General features: G+C 69.1%; 14 protein-coding genes and 2 pseudogenes. 5 read left to right on the top strand and 11 right to left on the bottom strand.

The window, feature by feature from the left end; translation table 11 throughout:
- Positions 1-85 precede the first annotated feature (85 nt).
- Positions 86-1,072 (top strand): methyltransferase dimerization domain-containing protein, encoded by a 987-nt coding sequence (locus tag MJQ72_RS10385; RefSeq protein WP_240598939.1) that lies wholly within the window; start codon positions 86-88, stop codon positions 1,070-1,072.
- Positions 1,069-2,003: pseudogene (locus MJQ72_RS10380) on the top strand (alpha/beta hydrolase). Before MJQ72_RS10385 ends, MJQ72_RS10380 begins: the two are co-directional and overlap by 4 nt.
- Before the next feature lie 282 nt (positions 2,004-2,285).
- On the opposite strand, the gene MJQ72_RS10375 reads toward MJQ72_RS10380, so the two are convergent.
- From MJQ72_RS10375 to MJQ72_RS10360, 4 genes are read right to left on the bottom strand one after another with little or no spacing between them, the layout of a single operon-like run.
- Positions 2,286-2,873 (bottom strand): TetR/AcrR family transcriptional regulator, encoded by a 588-nt coding sequence (locus tag MJQ72_RS10375; RefSeq protein ID WP_034306161.1) that lies wholly within the window; start codon positions 2,871-2,873, stop codon positions 2,286-2,288.
- A 41-nt stretch (positions 2,874-2,914) separates the two neighbouring features.
- Positions 2,915-4,549, bottom strand: a complete 1,635-nt coding sequence (locus tag MJQ72_RS10370) for an amidohydrolase (RefSeq protein WP_240598937.1) — start codon at positions 4,547-4,549, stop codon at positions 2,915-2,917.
- A 3-nt stretch (positions 4,550-4,552) separates the two neighbouring features.
- Positions 4,553-5,344, bottom strand: a complete 792-nt coding sequence (locus tag MJQ72_RS10365; protein ID WP_240598936.1) for a molybdenum cofactor biosynthesis F family protein — start codon at positions 5,342-5,344, stop codon at positions 4,553-4,555.
- Positions 5,345-5,354: 10 nt separating this feature from the next.
- Positions 5,355-7,220, bottom strand: a complete 1,866-nt coding sequence (locus MJQ72_RS10360; RefSeq protein ID WP_240598935.1) for a primary-amine oxidase — start codon at positions 7,218-7,220, stop codon at positions 5,355-5,357.
- A gap of 114 nt (positions 7,221-7,334) precedes the next feature.
- Here MJQ72_RS10360 and MJQ72_RS10355 point away from each other — a divergent pair, with 114 nt between their 5' ends.
- From MJQ72_RS10355 to MJQ72_RS10345, 3 genes are all read left to right on the top strand, one after another.
- Entirely contained in the window at positions 7,335-8,054 is a 720-nt protein-coding gene (locus MJQ72_RS10355) for an SDR family NAD(P)-dependent oxidoreductase (RefSeq protein ID WP_240598934.1), read from the top strand.
- Positions 8,055-8,068: 14 nt separating this feature from the next.
- Entirely contained in the window at positions 8,069-8,866 is a 798-nt protein-coding gene (locus MJQ72_RS10350) for an SDR family NAD(P)-dependent oxidoreductase (RefSeq protein ID WP_240598933.1), read from the top strand.
- A 477-nt stretch (positions 8,867-9,343) separates the two neighbouring features.
- Complete coding sequence (locus MJQ72_RS10345) at positions 9,344-10,273, top strand: hypothetical protein (RefSeq protein ID WP_240601615.1); 930 nt, start codon at positions 9,344-9,346, stop codon at positions 10,271-10,273.
- Between the two features lie 372 nt (positions 10,274-10,645).
- Here MJQ72_RS10345 and MJQ72_RS10340 read toward each other — a convergent pair.
- From MJQ72_RS10340 to MJQ72_RS10310, 7 genes and pseudogenes are all read right to left on the bottom strand, one after another.
- Positions 10,646-10,999, bottom strand: a pseudogene (locus MJQ72_RS10340) (ATP-binding cassette domain-containing protein); the annotation flags it as partial.
- A gap of 47 nt (positions 11,000-11,046) precedes the next feature.
- Positions 11,047-12,750, bottom strand: coding sequence for an ABC transporter permease subunit (locus MJQ72_RS10335; RefSeq protein ID WP_240598932.1), 1,704 nt, complete (start codon positions 12,748-12,750; stop codon positions 11,047-11,049).
- A complete protein-coding gene (locus tag MJQ72_RS10330) occupies positions 12,737-13,597 on the bottom strand; it encodes an ABC transporter permease subunit (RefSeq protein WP_240598931.1) in 861 nt (286 codons plus the stop codon). The genes MJQ72_RS10335 and MJQ72_RS10330 overlap by 14 nt, the downstream gene beginning before the upstream one ends.
- An 86-nt stretch (positions 13,598-13,683) precedes the next feature.
- Complete coding sequence (locus MJQ72_RS10325) at positions 13,684-14,862, bottom strand: ABC transporter substrate-binding protein (protein WP_240598929.1); 1,179 nt, start codon at positions 14,860-14,862, stop codon at positions 13,684-13,686.
- Entirely contained in the window at positions 14,859-15,251 is a 393-nt protein-coding gene (locus MJQ72_RS10320; RefSeq protein WP_240598927.1) for a nuclear transport factor 2 family protein, read from the bottom strand. Before MJQ72_RS10320 ends, MJQ72_RS10325 begins: the two co-directional genes overlap by 4 nt.
- A 9-nt stretch (positions 15,252-15,260) precedes the next feature.
- Complete coding sequence (locus MJQ72_RS10315) at positions 15,261-16,028, bottom strand: MoaF C-terminal domain-containing protein (protein ID WP_240598926.1); 768 nt, start codon at positions 16,026-16,028, stop codon at positions 15,261-15,263.
- Between the two features lie 40 nt (positions 16,029-16,068).
- Positions 16,069-17,049 carry a helix-turn-helix domain-containing protein gene (locus MJQ72_RS10310; protein WP_240598924.1) on the bottom strand — a complete coding sequence of 327 codons (981 nt, stop codon included), beginning with the start codon at positions 17,047-17,049 and terminating at the stop codon, positions 16,069-16,071.
- Between the last annotated feature and the right edge of the window lie 81 nt (positions 17,050-17,130).

Below are 17,130 nucleotides of genomic sequence, written 5' to 3'. Positions count from 1 at the left end.
TTCCTGGTGGTGGGCGAAAACTTGCACTGGATTCTTTTGTCTACACCTGTAGACTCTCGGCGGAAACGAGCTAAGGAGGGCACCCGTGAGCGGGTCGACCAAGACTGCCGGTCCCGAGCGGATCGTGGACATCGCCGTGGGGTACATGGCGGCCAAGCAACTCTTCGCGGCGAGCCGGATCGGCCTGTTCACCGCGCTCGCCGCCGGGCCGCTGACGGCCGCGGAACTGGCGGGGAAGACCGGCAAACCGGAGAAGATCACCCTCATCCTCGGTGACGCCATGTCATCACTCGGTCTGCTGTCCCGTGTGGACGGACGCTACGCACTGGCCGAGGACGCCGCGGAGTACCTCGGCGGTGGAGACCTCGATCTGGCGCCGTTCCTGACGTTCCTGGACTCGATCAGCTACCCGCATTGGCTGCAGTTCGGCCACACGGCCGACAGTGGCGAGCCGGGCAAGCTGGAGATGGACGACGCGCGCTGGGGCACGTTCATGGCGGGCGTCATGACGTATAACGCCCTGCACGCCAAGATGCTGGCCGGCGCGTACGATTTCGGCCCGCACCGGAAGGCGCTGGACCTCGGCGGCCTGTCGAGCGCGTTCGCGGTCGAAGCCATGAAGACCAACGAAGAACTGCACACGACGTTCGTCTTCGACCCGGGCTTCACCGAGTCGGTCACCACGGCGGCGGCCGAAGCGGGGCTCGCCGACCGTGCGACCGTGATCGGGGCGGAGACGCCCACCGCGCGCCCCGAGGGCGAGTTCGACCTGGTGATGGTCAATCACGTGGTCCATCGTTTCGACGCGGGGCAGAACGCCGGGATTCTCCGTAACGCCCGCGCCGCCGCCGCGCCGGGAGCGACGCTGCTGCTGCTCGACTTCTTCCTCGACGACGACGCCGTCCAGCGGCCGATCGACGCGCTGCACGCGGGGGAGTACCTGGTGATCGACGGGACGGTCGTCTATCCGGAGGCGGAGGTCCGGGAGTGGCTGAGCGCGGCGGGCTGGCGCGTCACCGACCGGCTCGCGCTGCCGGGCAGCCCGCGCGTGCTCGTCGCGGAAGCGGTGTGACCGTGACCCTCGATCCCGCGGTCAAGGAACTGCTGGCCCGCAGCGCTCCGGCGGAAGCGCCGGCCGGGCCTCTGACGGCTCCCGAGCTGAGAGCCGCCTTCGCCGCTTCGTGGCGGCGCCCCGATTCGGTCGAAGAGGTCGCTTCGGTGACCGACCACGTCCTGCCTTCCGGCGTGCGGGTGCGGATCTATCTGCCCGAGGCCGCGGCGCCGGTCCCCGCGTTCGTCTGGATCCACGGCGGTGGCTGGACGATCGGCTCGATCGACGAGAACGAGGTCGCGTCGCGGGCGGTGTGCAACGCGGCCGGGGTCGCCGTCGTCGCGGTCGACTACCGGCTCGCACCCGAACATCCGTACCCGGCGGCCCCGGACGACTGCTACGCCGTCGTCGAATGGCTCGCCGCGGGTGGCGCCGGTCCCTCGGTGGACGGGGCGCGGATCGCGATCGGCGGGGAAAGCGCGGGCGGCAACCTGTCGACGGTGGTGTCGATGATGTCCCGTGACCGGGGTGGCCCGTCGTTGGCCGCGCAGGTGCTTATCTGTCCGGTCTACGGTCACCCGGACGACGGCTTCCGGTCCTATGTGGACTTCGCCGAGGGCTTCGGCATGACCGCCGGGGCGATGCGGTTCTTCTTCGAGCAGTACGTGCCGGATCCGGCGCATCTGAACGATCCGTACCTCCTGCCGCTGCGCTCCGACGACCTGACCCGGCTCCCGCCGGCGTTGGTGCTCACGGCCGAGTACGACGTCCTGCGCGACGAAGGGAGGAGTTCGCGCGGCGCCTGACCGATGCCGGGACCCAGGTGGAGATGACGCGGTATTCGGGCCAGATCCATGGGTTCTACGGTCTTTACACGGATCTTCCCGCTTCGCCGCGCTCGCACGGGCACGTGGCGAGCTTCCTGACCCGGACCTTCGACCACCGCGTTTAGTCCTCTGGATGCGGTCAGCGATGACCAGATGTCGATCTCGCTTGATTGGTCAGGGGTTACGTCAAACGTGGTGTCGCGCACCGCATCCCACCGATGTCGCGAAAGCCACTTTCGGGACATCAGACGTCGCGAAAGTGGCTTTCGCGACACGCCAGACTGCCTTACCCCTCAAGCGAGCCGGAACTCGCGTGAGGGCGCGGCCACCGCGTTTAGTCCTCTGGACGCGGCCGTTCGCACTACGTACTACCGCATTCAGAGGACGAAATGCGGTAGTGCGTAGGGTCAGGGGCGGGTTAGGCGCTCGAAGAAGGACTCCAGGTGCTGCCGCTGCAGGGCGATCGTCGAGAACTCCCCGGCGACCAGGCTCATCACGTTCGCCCCGGCGTTGATCAGCACGACCTCGTCGACGAGCTGCTCGTCGGGGGTCTCGGTGACGATGTCGCCGTCCTCCCGGCCCTCGGTGAGATACCGGTGCAGCAGGCCCCGCCAGGAGCGGATGTGCTCCAGGTACTTGTCCTGCAGTTTCGGGTTGGTCAGCGAAAGCTGCCAGAAGGTGAGCAGGACGCGCCCCGCGGCGATGCGGTCCTCGTCGATGGGCATCGACGAGACGCACAGCTCGCGGAGCGCGGTCAGCCCGCGCAGCTCGTCCAGCTCCACGTACTCGCGCATCATGCCGAGCGCGCGCTCGTAGGTGGCCTGGATGATGTCTTCCTTGCTCGGGAAGTACAGCTTGAGCGCGCCGTTGGCGAAGCCGGCGGCCGCCGCGATTTCGCGCATGGTGGCGGCCTCGATCCCGCCCTGGGTGATCAAATCCCAGGTGACGTCGACGATATGGCTGCGCCGCTCGTCGTGGTCGATGATCTTCGGCATCGGCAGACCTCCCGCACTGGTTCTTCTACCAGTGTAGGAGATCAGGCGCGCTGATACACGCGGTGCCCAGCGAACCACGTTTGCGTCACCTTTGTCTTGACGAGCGCGGACGGATCGGTTTCGAACGGATCGCGGTCCAGTACGACGAAATCCGCCGACTTGCCGGGGGCCAGCGAGCCGGTGACGTCGCCCAGCCCCATCGCGCGGGCGGCGGCCAGGGTGAAGACCTCGATCGCCTCGGCGAGGGTGATCGCCTGCTCGGGCCACAGCGCGCCGGGGAACGTGCCGGTCGGGTCCTGGCGTGTGACCAGGCCGTGGATGCCCTCCCACGCGTTCGGCGATTCGCTGACCGGCCAGTCCGAACCGCCCGCCACCAGCGCGCCCTCGTCCAGCAGCGACCGGTTCGGCTGCATCCGGCCTGCCCGCTCGCCCGGCAGCACCTCGGCGATGGCCGCCGGGATGACGCCGGGGACCCACAGGAACGGCGAGATGTCCGCGGCGACACCCAGCGCGGCGAAGCGCGGGAGATCGTCGGGGTGCACGAACTGGCCGTGCGCGACCTGGAACCGCGCGTCGGCGAAGCCCTCGGCACGCACCTTCTCGACGGCGTCGAGCGTCGCGCGCACCGACGCGTCCCCGGTGCAGTGCACCTTGGCCGACAGCCCCGCCGCGGCCGCCGTGCGCAGCCAGCCCACGAGTTCGTCGCCCGGCATGGTGGTGGCGCCGTGGTGGCAGGCCCCGTGCGCGGCGTCCGGCAGGTACGGCTCCAGGAAGGCGGCGGTCCGTGTCGGCGGGACCCCGTCGAGGAAGATCTTCACGAAATCCGGCCGGTGGTGCTCGCTCCGGTACTGCCCGGCGACCTCCAGCAACGGTGCCCCGATCGGGTCGAAACCGAAGATCGGGTCGTTGATCAGCAGCGACGAGACGACCCACGCGTGCAGTTCGCCCGCGTCGTCGAGCGATTTCAGCGCCCGCAGGATGTCCGCGGAGACCCCGGCGTCCTGGAACGCGGTGACCCCGTACGAATGCAGGGTGCCGATCCCGTGCCGCGACGCCGCCGCGTGCTGCTCCGCGGTGAGCGTCCGTGTCTCGCTGAGCGCCCGCTCGACGGCGACACCCGCCGCTTCGAGCAGGATGCCGACGGGTTCGCCCGTGTCGGGATCGCGGACGATCTCGCCGCCCGCCGGATCAGGGGTCGAGGCGGTGACCCCGGCGAGTTCCAAGGCGCGGCTGCTCACCCAGCGGTTGTGCCTGCTGTCGTCCGAAAGCATGACCGGACGCCCGCCGGCGGCCTCGTCGAGCGCGTGCCGGGCGGAAACCCGCGAAAGGGTGCCGACCAGCGTGGACGCCCAAGCACCGCCGACCACCCACTCGTCCGGTCCGAGCCCCGCGGCCCGCGAGCGGACCGCGGCGAGGATGTCGTCCAGGCCCGCGTCGAGGCCGAAGTTCAGCTCGAACAGCGCGGCGCGCCCGGCCAGGGCGTGATGGTTGTGTACGTCGACCAGGCCGGGCATCACGAACGCGCCGCCGAGGTCGACGACCTCGGTGCTCGGGCCGCGTTCGATGTCCTCCAGCGACAGCACCTTGCCGTCCTTGACGGCCAGTGACGACGCCCAGGGACGATGACCGTCCACTGTGTACACCGTGGCGTTGGTGAGGACGATGTCGGCGGTCAAGGCTCAGCTCCCGGCCGGGTCGTACGCCTCGGGGTGCACGGTGGTGCTCAGCAGCTTGCCGTGCGCGCCGAAGGTGAAGTGGGTGGGAGTGCTCCCGGACGCGTCCAGTCCGAAAAGGACACCGTGCGAACGCAGCCGCTTCGCGTCACGGTGGTCGGCGACGGTCACCGAGGCGCACGGGATCACCTTCTCCCGCCACGCGAAGACGTAGATCCCCGGCCGCAGCTCGTAGACCGAGTTCTCGTCGGTGTCCGCGAGCCCCCGCTCCGGTCCGGCCAGGCACTGCCAGGTGTACCAGTGCGGGCTGAGGTACACGTGCTCGTAGGCGTGCTCGGTGCTGTACACCCACAGCACCCGGCGTCCGACCAGCGACGTGGTCGGCGCGAGCGGCTCCCCGGCAGGCTCGACGCCGCCGATCGTGGCGGCCACGAAGGACTGCGTGACCCGGGGCGAGGTGTCGCCGATCTTGCTCAGCACCAGCAGCGCCCGGCCGCGGCGCAGGTCGAGCAGCAGGGTGAACGCCTCCTCCTGCCGTGCCTGCGGGTGGAACTGGACGTAATACAGGTCGTCGTCGACCAGGAACGTCTCGCAGCGGTCGGTGCCCGTGCCGTGGTAGGTCCAGTCGATCCGGGTGCCGGAGAAGGCGGCGGTGAACGTGGTGCCGTCTTCGCAGCCGAGTTCGAACGAGCGGCCGCGCAGGTCGCCGACCGTGGGCGCCTTGTTCGCGTCGAAGCCGGGCGCGAGCCCGTCCAGCGGCAGCCAGGTGGAGGTGTCGGACAGGGTCAGTTCGGGCATTGGTGCAGTCCTAGTGCTCGTGGGCGGAACAGTGATCGCCGGCGGCGCCGGAGGGCAGATCGAGGGCCGGGTTTCGGTCGAAGAAGCCGTAGGGGCGCAGGGAGAAACCGGAGTAATCGACCGGCATGACCGGCCAGTCCTCCGGACGCGGGATATGAGTCGGGCCGAACACGTGCCACAGCACGAGATCGGTGTCGGTGAGGTCGCGGTCGGCGGCCGTCCAGGCGGGCAGGCCCGCGCCGCCCGGGTGCGCGTTCGGGCGGTCGCCCGCCGGGTAGCGTTCGTCCGCGCGGTACGGCGTCGCCCACAGGTGACGGGTGGCGAACGTCGCCCGCTGGTGGACGGTCGATTCCGGCTGCGCCATCAGGGTCGCCGACGGCCGCGGCACGAGCTGGTATGCCGTGGGTTTGCCGAGCCGGTTGGTCCGATCCGCGCTGCGGATCTCCCATACCCGCGCCTTGGCCGGATCCGCGAACCGCTGCGCCTCCTGCTCGGTCCGCAGCGGGGTTTCCTTCCAGGTGAAGGCGTTCCCGTACGGGTTCTGCTCGCCCATGGGGACCCGTTCGACGTCGACCTCGACGAGCGAATTGCGTTCGCCGTCGATCGCCACGTCGAGCCGCGCGCAGAACAGGTGCTGGTGCACCGGCGCGAACAGGCCGGGGGCGATCTCGTTGGCGTGCGGGTGATCCGTGCCCGGACGCGCGGCGCCGGCGAACACGATGCCGGTGGCCTTCGCCTCCAGTTCCACGGTGCCGTCGAGGTAGAGGTACCAGAAGAAACCGTAGTCGTAGTTGCCGATGGTGGAGATCGACGAGATCACCAGCCGCCGCGACCGGCGGACCTCGGCGCGGCCGTCGAGATCCGTGTGCTTCCAGAGGATCCCGTAGTCCTCCTCGTGCATGCAGATCGCGCGCGGGATCTCGACCGGATGGCCGTGGTCGTCGGCGACGAACGCGGGGAAGTAGTGGATGACGCCGAGGCAGTCGCAGCCCAGCCGCAGATCGTTGGCGTTCTTGCCGAGCAGGTACTCGCCCGCGTCGAAGTAGCTGATCCAGAACCGGCCGGGCGCGGTGTCGCCGTAGGGCACCACCATCTCCGGTACCGACGCGCGGTGCAGCACCGACCGGTCCTGGAAGCCGACCTGGTGCAACGTCAGGCCCTCGCGGGCGTTGAAGCCGACACGGAGCTTCCAGCCCTCCCAGGTGACCTCGTTGCCGTCGACGGTGAAACTCGGACCCTCCGGCTGGGTGATCTCGATCGGTTTGAGCGTGGTGCGCGCCGGGACGTCGCCGTAGCGGCCGTGCTCCGGCGGCACGGGCACGTCGCCCTCGTCCTCCACCCGGATGACCCGCTGCCCGGTCAGGTCGATGTGGACGATCAGGCCCTCGACCGGATGCGCCCACGGGCTGTCCGACGCGTCGTCGCGCAGGAACGTCAGCGAGCGGATGACCCGGCCGGTCTCGTCCGGCCTGCCGAAGAAGCCGGGCGCCAGGGGAGCGCAGAAGGCGTGCTCGATCCGGTCGGCGAGCCCGCGCCGCTCCATGGCGGCCTGCCATTCCGGCGACGCCTTGGTGATCGACGCGGCGAGGTCGTACTCCTCGAACAGGTACGCGGGCTGGCCGGGGCCACAGTCCTCGGTGGAGACCACTTCACGTTTCGCCAGCGAGACGACCACGTCGCGGGCAACGCCGGTCGCGGTGTCCAGCAGCGTGTACCGGACGCGGCGGTCGGGGGCGGCGTCGCCCTTCTCCGGTTCCACCGGCAGCACGGCCGGGAACCGCGTGGTGGCGGTGAGCAGGCCTTCGGCGGTCAGGATCGCTCGGCCTGCGGTGAGTTCGTCGGCGGTCAGCGGGTCGAGTGGATGCGGCCTGGTCATGCTTCGCAGTCTTGCCGGTCCGCCTCCGGCTGGAAAGACCGTCGTGCGGCTGCCGACAAGAAGGGTGCACTGACGGCCAACCTCCAGGAAAGGTCCGGACCGGAGGATGACGTCATGGGACTGGATCTCGCGGGCAAGGCCGTGCTGGTGACCGGCGCGGCATCCGGTATCGGCCTTGCCTGCGTCCAGGCGTTCCTCGCCGAGGGCGCGCGGGTCGGCGCCCTCGACCGGGCACCCGTGCCCACCCTGGCCGACGGTCTCCTGGCGGTGCGGGCCGACGTGACCGACGAGCCGTCGATGGCCACTGCGATCGAAACCGTGGTGAGCCACTTCGGCGGGCTCGACGTCGTGGTCGGCTGCGCCGGGATCTCCGGTCCGGTGGGGACGCCGGTCACCGAAACCGCCGCGGCGGATTTCGCCGCGCTGATGGCGGTCAACGTCACCGGCCAGTTCCTGCTGGTCAAACACGCCGCGCCCTGGCTCACCGCGTCCGGTGGCTCGGTGGTGCTGCTGGCCAGCGACTCGGCGTTCACCAGCGCGCCCGGCATGGTCCCGTACTGCGCTTCGAAAGGGGCCGTGGTCGCGATGACCAGGGCTCTCGCGGTGGATCTCCCCGGTGTCCGGGTGAACTGCGTCTGCCCGTCGGTGGTCGACACCCCGATGGCGCGCGGCGATCTCGGCGAAGTGCTCGACGATCCCGCGTTCCCGGTGCAGGCTCCCGAGGAAGTCGCCTGGCAGGTGCTGCACCTCGCGTCCGCGCGTTCGCGGGCGGTCAACGGCCAGGCCGTGCTCGCCGACTTCGGTGTCTCGGCCCGCTCCGGTTTTCCCGCTTAGAAAGGACTCCGCAAGTGAAGAAGGTTGTCGCGATCACGGGTGGCGGTACCGGAATCGGCGCCGCTGTCGCCCGCCGGTACGCCGACGAGGGCGCCCAGGTGGTGGTGCTCGGACGGCGACTCGAGCCGTTGGAGAAGGTGGCCGCCGAAACCGGCGGGTACGTCGTCTCGTGCGACGCCAGCGATCGCGAAGCCGCCGAGAACGCCGTGGCGGAGATCGTCGGCAAGTTCGGCAGGCTGGACGTCGTGGTGGCCAACGCCGGCGGGCACGGGTTGTCTTCGGTGGTCGACACCGGTGACGAGGAATGGGAACTGGCGCTGCGCTCGAACCTGTCGAGCGCCTTCGTGTTCTGCCGGGCCACGCTGCCTTCGCTGATCGAAACCGGCGGCCAGGTCGTCATCGTGTCATCGCTGGCGGGACTGTTCGCCGGGCCGAACGTCGCCGGTTACACCGTCGCGAAGCACGCGCTGATCGGGCTGACGCGTTCGATCGCCCGCGACTACGGGCCGAAGGGCGTCCGCGCGAACGCGGTCTGCCCCGGCTGGGTGCGCACGCCGATGGCGGACGGCGAGATGGACCAGTTCGCCGAGGCGGCGGGCTTCGACGGCGGCCACGACGAGGGCTACCGGCGCGTCACCGCCGAGGTCCCGCTGCGCCGTCCCGCCGAACCGGAGGAGATCGCGTCGATCGTGCGGTTCCTGGGGTCTTCGGAGTCGTCGTACATCACCGGCGCGGTGATCGTGGCGGACGGCGGCGCGCACGCGGTCGATCTGCCGACGCTGGCCTTCGAACGGGCGGGGATGGGTTCTTAGCGACGTGGCTTTCGCGGCATGGCAGACGGAGGCCTTCACGCGCTTCAGGATTTCGCTGGAGACAGAGCCGTTCGCTACTGATTCGCCTTCCTGTCGGGTGCCCGGTTGATTGAGGCGGGAGGCGGCGTGAATCGCTGGTGCCTCGTCACCCGGTCGGCGGTTTCAGGCTCGATGCCTGGAGGTTCAGAGTGGCCATTGGTTGGTGGTAACCAACGATCGAGGGGGATCGGGGATTTCTCACCGTCATGGATATGTGCGGCCGCGGAATTCGCGTGCCCTCGGTTCATTCTGGACACCTATCGAGATGGGGAACTCGTGGTAGACAGACGTGTCAGCGCGCTTTCCGCAGTCGGACTGATGATGACTACATCGGTTCTCGGCGCCGTGTCGGCGCACGCGGACAATGCGCCGCAATGCACGGCGACGGATCATTGCTACTCTGTCGGGGTCATCGGATCCCAAGCGGAACCCTTGTGGATGAACGCGGTCGGCGCGGATCTCGGAGTGGGATGCCTGCATGTCGACGATCGGGACAACGAGTTCGCGAATTGGGAGATGTGGATCCTCACGAACCTCAACGACCCGAAGCTGGACACCTGGGTGGAAGCGGGAATGACCGCGGGAACACTCGACGCCTCACCGGGGCAGGAGAAAGGTTTTCTCTGGTACTGGGCGGACTCGCGTCCTGGATCGCCTTACCGTGAGAGTTATATCAAGCCCGCGCGCACGAATGAGTTCGAGAATGTGACGTTCAAATGGGTGCCCGGTAGCGGCGACTGGGAAATTCACCAGGACGGCGACCGGGTCGCGGTGTCCGCGGGTAACGGGGCGTATGGTGGGCGAGCGGACAACGGACTGGAGGTGACCACGCCGGGTGCCCGGATCGCCGGTGCTTCGACGAACTTTCAATACCAGGATACCGGCAATGTGTGGCACACCGCTCCCACCTACATCGAGAACGACCGGCCCGACCTCTTTTTCGGCTATACGAACGGGAAGAATGTCGTCGCCGGAACACACAAGCCGTGTGTGGACGAAGTGGGCACGATGACCGAGAACGACGAGGCGACACCACCGACGCCGGCCGGCCTGCTGGCGGCGGCCAAGAAGCTGGCGAGCCTGAACGGCGAGCCCAACCCAGGGAATATCGAGTACGTCCAGACCGGCAGGCAGGCTCTTGCCGGCCTGGACGGTAGCCGGACGACCTCCGACGACCCGGCCTATCTCATTCAGATGACCGGGGAGTTCGTCGGGCATGCCGCGAAGGTTCCTCGGGGAAGCAAAGCGCCCAGGGGCAACGTGTTGACGTTGACGATCGACGCGAAGACCGGACGGACACTGGGTTGGGCCATAGCGCTGGCGCCGCACGACCTGTCCCGGCTCGGGACGGTGTCGGCCCTGCGATAGTGCGGCAAAGGAGCACTTCAATCCGTTGCGTGTGAAGGTCCCCTTCCGTCGGCTCAGCCGTGGAAGGGGACCTTCACACGCGTCAGGATTCCCCGAGGTAGGCCGAATGCAGGGTGCCGGGCGAGTCCAGCAAGCCCTGCGCCGAACCCGCGTAGGTGACTCGCCCCGAGGAAACCACCACAGCGTCGCTCGCCACCCGAGGGCCAGCTGCGTGAACTGCTCGACCAGCAGGATCGCCGCGCCCTCCTCGGCGAACCGGGTCACCATCGGCAGCAGCCGGGTGAACACCACGGGCGCGAGGCCGAGCGACATCTCGTCGATCAGCAGGAACGAGGGCCGCGCGGCGAAGGCGCGGGCCAGCACCACCATCTGCTGTTCGCCGCCGCTGAGGAGCGCGGCCGGTGAGTCGCGGCGTTTCTCCAGTTCGGGGAACGCCTCGAACAGTTCGTCGGCCCGTGCGCGGGTGCGCGCGGTCAGCATCAGGTTCTCCAGCACCGTCAGGCCGCCGAACACCGCGCGGCCCTGTTCGATATGCGCCAGACCCCGCCGTGCGCGGGCGACCCGCGACTGTTTCGTGATCTCGTCGGCTCCGATGTGGACGGTCCCGGAAGCGGCGGGAACCACGCCGGACACGGCTTCGAGCAGGCTGGTCTTCCCGGCACCGTTGGGGCCGACGAGCGCCGTGATCCGCCCCGGCTCCAGGGTCAGGTCGACGTCGCGGATCACCGGCCCCGCCCCGCGGGTCACCGTCAGCCCCGCTATCCGCAAAGCGTTCACAGCATCTCCGTTTCACCCATGTACGCCTTGAGCACGGCGGGATCGGCGAGCACTTCGGCCTGCGGGCCGGAGGCCAGCACGCGGCCGAAGTCGAGGACGGTGATCGTGTCGCAGACCGAGCGCACCAGATCCAGGTCGTGCTCGATGAGCAGCACCGAAACCCCGAACCGCGCGGGAACCTGCCGCAGCCGTTCCCCGAACGCGACGTGCTCCTCGTGCGGAAGCCCGGCGGCGGGCTCGTCGAGGAGCAGCACCCGCGGCCGCGCCAGCAGATGCCCGACGACCTCGACCAGCCTCCGCGCTCCGACGTCCACTTGCGACAGCGGGGTGCGGGCGGCGGGGCAGCCGAAGAAGTCCAGTGCGTCGCCGATCTCGTCGGCCGTGAGCCGTCGCCTGGCGAGGAACTTCAGATACGCCCCGACGGTCAGCCCCGGCGGGACGCGGTCCTGCTGGAACGTCCGGCGCAAGCCGGCGCGGGCCCGGTTCGACGGCGATCCCGTCAGCGGGTGGCCACCGAGTTCGACGGCGCCCTCGGCGTTCGGCAGGAAGCCGCTGATCGCGTCGACCAGCGTCGACTTGCCCGCGCCGTTCGGCCCGATGACGCCGAGCACCCCGTGTTCCGGCACCGAGATGTCCACTGAGGACAGTGCGGACACGTGCCCGAAGTCCACGCTCAGGCCGCGGACGGTGAGCACCGGCGGACCGGGCGCCTTGGCCTCGATGTCCGCGGTACCGGCGGCCAGATCGAGTTTCGCCGGTTCCTTCCTGGACCGCCGGTACCACACCTGCCGCACCGTGGTGCCCAGGTTGCCGCCACTGGCCAGCGCCTGGACCCCGAGCACGCCGAACACCACGAAACCCCAGTCCTGCGGGATTCCCCAGCGTTTGAGCAGTTCCGGCACCCCGACCCACAGGATCGCGCCGAACACGGCCATGTCGATCAGATGCGCGCCCGACATGATCGCCAGCACGTACAGCGCCAGCGACTGGATCGCGGTGAAACTGGCCGGGAAGGCGATCCCGACCTGCCCGGTGAGCAGGCCGCCGCTGATCCCGCCGAGGGTGGCGCTCACCGCGAACGCGGTCAGCTTCGACGTCCGCACGCTCGTGCCGGCGGCCGCCGTGCCGCGTTCGGAGAACGCCACCGCCTGCCAGGCGCTGCCCCAGCGCCCGCGGCGCAGGAAGTACACGGCGAGGCAGCACAGCACCAGCACCACGACGGCGAGCTGGAAATACGACCGGTCGTCGGAGAAGGCCTCCGGCCGTTCGACCGAGATCCCGGCGGAGACACCGGGGAACTGCAGCTGGACGAGCGCCAGGTCGGCCGCCGCGGCGAGCCCCAGCGTGACGACGGCGAGGTTGATCCCGCGCAGCCGCAACGCCGGGAGCCCGACGAGCACCCCGACCACTCCGGCGGCGAGACCGCCGAGCACCAGCCAGGTGAGGAACCCGCCGGGTGCCTGCGCCTCGTTCAGCGCCGACACCGTCCAGGCACCGACGGCGCCGAAGGTCAGCTGGCACAGGGAGATCATGCCGGCGCTGCCGGTGACCACGCCCAGGCCGAGCAACGAGATCCCGGCGACGACGGCGCTCATGCCGAGGTAGACGAAATACCCGTCGAGCCCGACGCTCAGGCCGTACCCGGCCGCGATCGCCACGATGGCGACCACGAACGGGATCCCGCGTTCAGCGAGCCGCATCCCACACCTCCTTGCGCTGCGACCACAGCAGCAGCGCGACGATCACTGCGAACGGCAGGAAGTACCGCACCACCGAAAGGCCGTCGACCTGCGCGGCCGCGCCCTGGATCAGGCCGAGGCCGAGCCCGCCCGCGACGGCGAGGTCGAGCCGCCGGAACCCGCCGAGCAGGGCCGCCGCGGCCGCGGGGACCACCAGCATCGCCAGCGACGTCGCGTCGTTGGACTGCGACGGCGCCACGATCGAGATGACCAGCGTGCTGACCACCCCGGTGACCGCCCAGACCGCGACGCTGAGCCGTTTCGCCGGGATGCCCAGCAGCTCCGCCGTCGTCGGGCGTTCCGACAGCGCCCTGAGCTGGACACCCGCCGGGGTCCGGCTCAGCACGATCCGGCTGGCCACCGCCACCAGGACCGCTAGTGCGACGGTGACCACGGTGACCTGGCTGATCACCACACCGCCGACGGTGACCGCCGGACCGTCCAGGATCGGGTGGAACGGCTGCGGTTTGTTGCCGAACAGGATGAACGACAACGAGATCAGCAGGAGCAGCACCGCCACGGTGACCGCCGAGCGGGTGCCGGTGTCCGCCTCGGCGAGCCAGGTGGACACGATCCAGCCGAGCAGCGCGCTGAGCAGCCCGCCGAGCACGATCCCCGCCACCGTGGCCAGCCACGTCGGCAGTCCCGCGTGGACGGACAGGAACACGGCCACGTAGCAGCCGAACATCCCGGTGGCCGACTGCGCGAAGTTCACCACCCGCACCAGGCGCGACATCAGCGTCAGGCACACCGCCAACACCGCGTACAGTCCGCCGGCGGCCAGGCCGGCCAGCGCTCCCTGCAGCATCGTTTCCTCCTGTATGAGGGGCCTCGTGAGTGGTAAGGACGGTTAGAACCGCCCTTGCCACTCACGAGACCCGGCCAGTGCGACCGTTACTTCTTCGGAATCCGCAGCCAGTCGTTCGCGACGAGCTCCCATTTGTTGGAGCCGGAGGCGAGCTTGATCGGCCAGCCCGCGGTGTTGTCGTGGTGCGTCTGGCCAGGGCCGAACACGTACGGCGTGCCGACCATCGGATCGGTGATCGGCTTCATCTCGCGCAGCGCCTTGGTCACCGATTCGCGCGTGATGTCGCCCTGGATGCCGCGAACGACGTCGAGGAAGTACTTCGCCGCCAGGTAACCGCCTTGGCTGAACGAGGTCAGCGGGATGTTGTTCTTGGTCATCAGCTCACGCCAGTCCTTGTTCTGCGGGCTGGTCGCGTCGGTGAACGGGTAGAACTCGGCGGGCACGTACACCCCGGCGCCGGCGTTGGTGATGGCCTTGGCGTAGTTCTCGCTGTAGACGCTGGTGAGCAGCAGCCACGTGACGTCGTTCCAGCCCTGCGCCGCGGCGGCCTTCAGCTGCCCGATGGAATCCGGCTCGACCGGGTTCACCGTGATCGCCTTGCAGCCCGCGTTGCGCGCTTTGACAATGTAGGAGGTGTAGTCGGAGCCGCCGTAGGGCACGGTCGCGTCGAGATACTTGAGCTTCTTGCCGGTGATGGCCGTCCACTCGTCGATCGCCGCCTGGTACGACGGCAGCGTGTTGCCCGCGATCTCCAGCAGCGCGCAGATGTCGTTCAGCTTCAGCGTTTCCGAGCCGTAGAGCAGGGTCAGCGTCATGTCGTGGTACGGCCCGACGTTGACCGGGGCGATGTTCGGGCTGGAGAAACAGGCCGGGTCCACGCCGATGCCCTGCATGGACAGGATCTTCTGCTGCTCGTAGTACTTGTTGTTGATCTCGCATTCGATGAGGCTGGACGAGCCGACGAGCGCCACCGCCTCGTCGCGCCCGACGACCTCACGGGCCGCGGCGGCCGCGGCCGCCGGGTCGCCCTTGTCGTCGAGGGCCTTGTACTGGATCTGCCTGCCGTTCACGCCGCCGCTCGCGTTGGCCGCGTCGAAGACCGCCTTGGCCGCCTGCGAGGCCTCGGGGAAGGTCGCCGCGCCGCTCAGCGCGTTGACCGAGCCGACCACGATCGGCCCGCTCGCACCGCTGTCGGATCCGGCGCACCCGGCCGTCGCGAGCAGGACGGCCGAGGCGAGGGCGACGAGGCGCCGCGCGGGTTTCACCGGTTCTCCATGGCTTCGACCACGGGCACCGAGTCGACGATCTGCTCGAACGAGGTCACCTTGCCGCCGTCGAACCTCCACACGTGCGCGACGCGGGCGGTGAAGGAGCGGCCGGTCTCGCGGTGCTTGGCCTGGTAGGTCCCGAGCCCGATCACCGTGTCACCGGCGTCGAGAAGGTCGCCGAGGGTGAAGGTGTAGCCCTCCCAGTCCTTCGCGATGGCGCCGAAGACGTTGTCCCGCACCTCTTCCGGACCGGTGTACGTGCCGGCGTAAGGGAAACCGGCCGCCTCCGTCCAGGTGGTGTCGGGACCGAGCGGGGCCAGCATGCCCGCCAGATCGCCCCGGTCGCTCGCGGCGTAATGCGCGGCGATGATGTCGAGATTGGACACTGACACTCCTTAAACCGGTTGGGCGTCGGGGTAGGCGACGGCGCCGAGTGGGTAGATGTGCCCGCCCGCGCGGGAGTGCTCCGACCGGCCGTCGCCGGTCAGGCCGAGGAAGACGCCGGTGGTCTTCAGCGCGTAGCCGAGGTCGTGCAGCCACACACTGGCCACGGCGATGCGGAATTCGCGGAAGCAGAACAGGTACAGCCCGTCCTGGAACTTCCACACCGTCGACAGGTCCATGTCCCCGTGGCCACGCTGCACGCCTTCGAGGCATTGCCAGGCATAGCGTTGCGAAGACACGTACACGTGCTCGTAGAGGTGTTCCGGGCTGTAGCGGTAGATGTTGCGCTTGCCGATCAGGTCGCGCGACGGGCCGGGGACCTCGCCGGTCGGCGTGCCCGCGTCGGTCGTGCCGGACCAGAACGTCTGGGAGACCCGGGGAACGCCTTCGACGTCCTCGGCGCCGATGACCGAACGCACGGCGAGCGCGCGATGCGTCGTCGTGGAGAAGACGACGGTGAGCGCTTCCCCTTCGACGCTGGTGTGTGGGAGATTGACGAAGAAGACGTCTTCCCGGACGGCGACCGCGTCGTACGGATCCTCGATGCCGTTGCAGGTGACGGTTTCAGCGTTTTCGAACCGCAGCGCGAGCGTCGTCCCGTCGTCGAGGGTGACGGTGAGCTCGCGTCCCGACAGGTCCGCGTTCGGCAGGCGGTAGGTGGCTATTCCGGCGGCGAACTCGTCATAGGTACGCCACTGTTCCTCGGGTGCTTCGGGCATGCGGTCATCGTCGGGGCGACCGCCCGGGAAGGGCCAGCTGTCACGCGCTGGGCGGCAACAACCGATCGCTCACGGTCAAGCCGCGCCGCAGTTCGCTCGGCGAGCAGCCGAATTCCGTCTTGAACACCCGGCTGAAATGCGGCGCGTCGACGAAACCCCACTTCGCCGCGATGGCCGCGACGGGCCGCGAAGTGTGCACGGGGTCGAGCAATTCACGGCGGCAGTGTTCGAGCCGCCGGGTGCGGATCCAGCCCGAGACGGTGGTGCCCTGCTCATGGAAGAGGCCGTGCAGATGCCGGGTGGAGATGTAGTGCTCGGCGGCGATCTGCGCCGGTCCCAGGTCGGTGGAGGAGAGGTTCGCGTCGATGTAGGCGAGGACCCGGCGCATCAGTTCGTGATGCGGCCCGGCCGTCGCGCGGGCGAGGTCGAGCTCGCTGGCGAACAGGGTGGCGAGCAGATCGACCGCGGTGTGCGCGAGCCGGACGCCCGCCGGCCCGCCGAGCTGATCGAGGTTGCTGCCGAGCTGCGCGAGGAAGGGCACCACCACGTTGCCCATGCCCCGCTTGCCCGACATCGGCACCGCGGTCAGCTGGCCGACCAGGTCGCGGGGGAGATCGATGAGCCGCTGCGGGAACATCACCACGAGCGTGCGGAAATCCTCTTCGAACGCCAGGGTGTACGGCCGGTGCGTGTCGTACAACGCCACGTCGCCGGGACGCAGCATCGCCTCGCGGTTGTCCTGCACGAGCAGGCCGGTGCCGGACAGGATCAGGCTCAGCTTGTAGTAATGCCTGTCCGCCCTGGCGATGAGCTCGGGGGTGCGCTCGACCACGTGCGCCGACGCGGTCACCTCGGTCAGCTGCACCTCGTCGGCTCCGCACGAGCGGATGCGGCCGCGGAAGTGGTCCCGGTGCTCGCTGGTCACGTGCAGCGGCACGAAGGATTGTGACACCACCGTGCGGAAATCGGTGAAATCTCGCGCGACCGTGGTGGTGGTCGGGTCGGCGGTGGCGGTGGTCACGGGGGTCACCTCGCAGCATCGGGGGGTGAATTTCATATACGATAAGCGATACGATGCTGCCGGGCAATGATCGCGGCGAGG

The sequence above is a fragment of the Amycolatopsis sp. EV170708-02-1 genome (assembly GCF_022479115.1).
Taxonomy (GTDB): Bacteria; Actinomycetota; Actinomycetes; order Mycobacteriales; family Pseudonocardiaceae; genus Amycolatopsis.
The sequence above is the reverse complement of the archived record's forward strand: the minus strand, read 5'-3'. Positions and strand labels throughout refer to the sequence as shown.

Excerpts from the sequence above, each read along its gene's own strand:
- MJQ72_RS10375 (WP_034306161.1), bottom strand. The coding sequence starts at position 2,873 with ATGCCGAAGATCATCGACCACGACGAGCGGCGCAGCCATATCGTCGAC.
- MJQ72_RS10335 (WP_240598932.1), bottom strand. The coding sequence starts at position 12,750 with ATGCGGCTCGCTGAACGCGGGATCCCGTTCGTGGTCGCCATCGTGGCG.
- MJQ72_RS10315 (WP_240598926.1), bottom strand. The coding sequence starts at position 16,028 with ATGCCCGAAGCACCCGAGGAACAGTGGCGTACCTATGACGAGTTCGCC.
- MJQ72_RS10365 (WP_240598936.1), bottom strand. The coding sequence starts at position 5,344 with ATGCCCGAACTGACCCTGTCCGACACCTCCACCTGGCTGCCGCTGGAC.
- MJQ72_RS10345 (WP_240601615.1), top strand. The coding sequence starts at position 9,344 with ATGAACGCGGTCGGCGCGGATCTCGGAGTGGGATGCCTGCATGTCGAC.
- MJQ72_RS10360 (WP_240598935.1), bottom strand. The coding sequence starts at position 7,220 with ATGACCAGGCCGCATCCACTCGACCCGCTGACCGCCGACGAACTCACC.
- MJQ72_RS10330 (WP_240598931.1), bottom strand. The coding sequence starts at position 13,597 with ATGCTGCAGGGAGCGCTGGCCGGCCTGGCCGCCGGCGGACTGTACGCG.
- MJQ72_RS10355 (WP_240598934.1), top strand. The coding sequence starts at position 7,335 with ATGGGACTGGATCTCGCGGGCAAGGCCGTGCTGGTGACCGGCGCGGCA.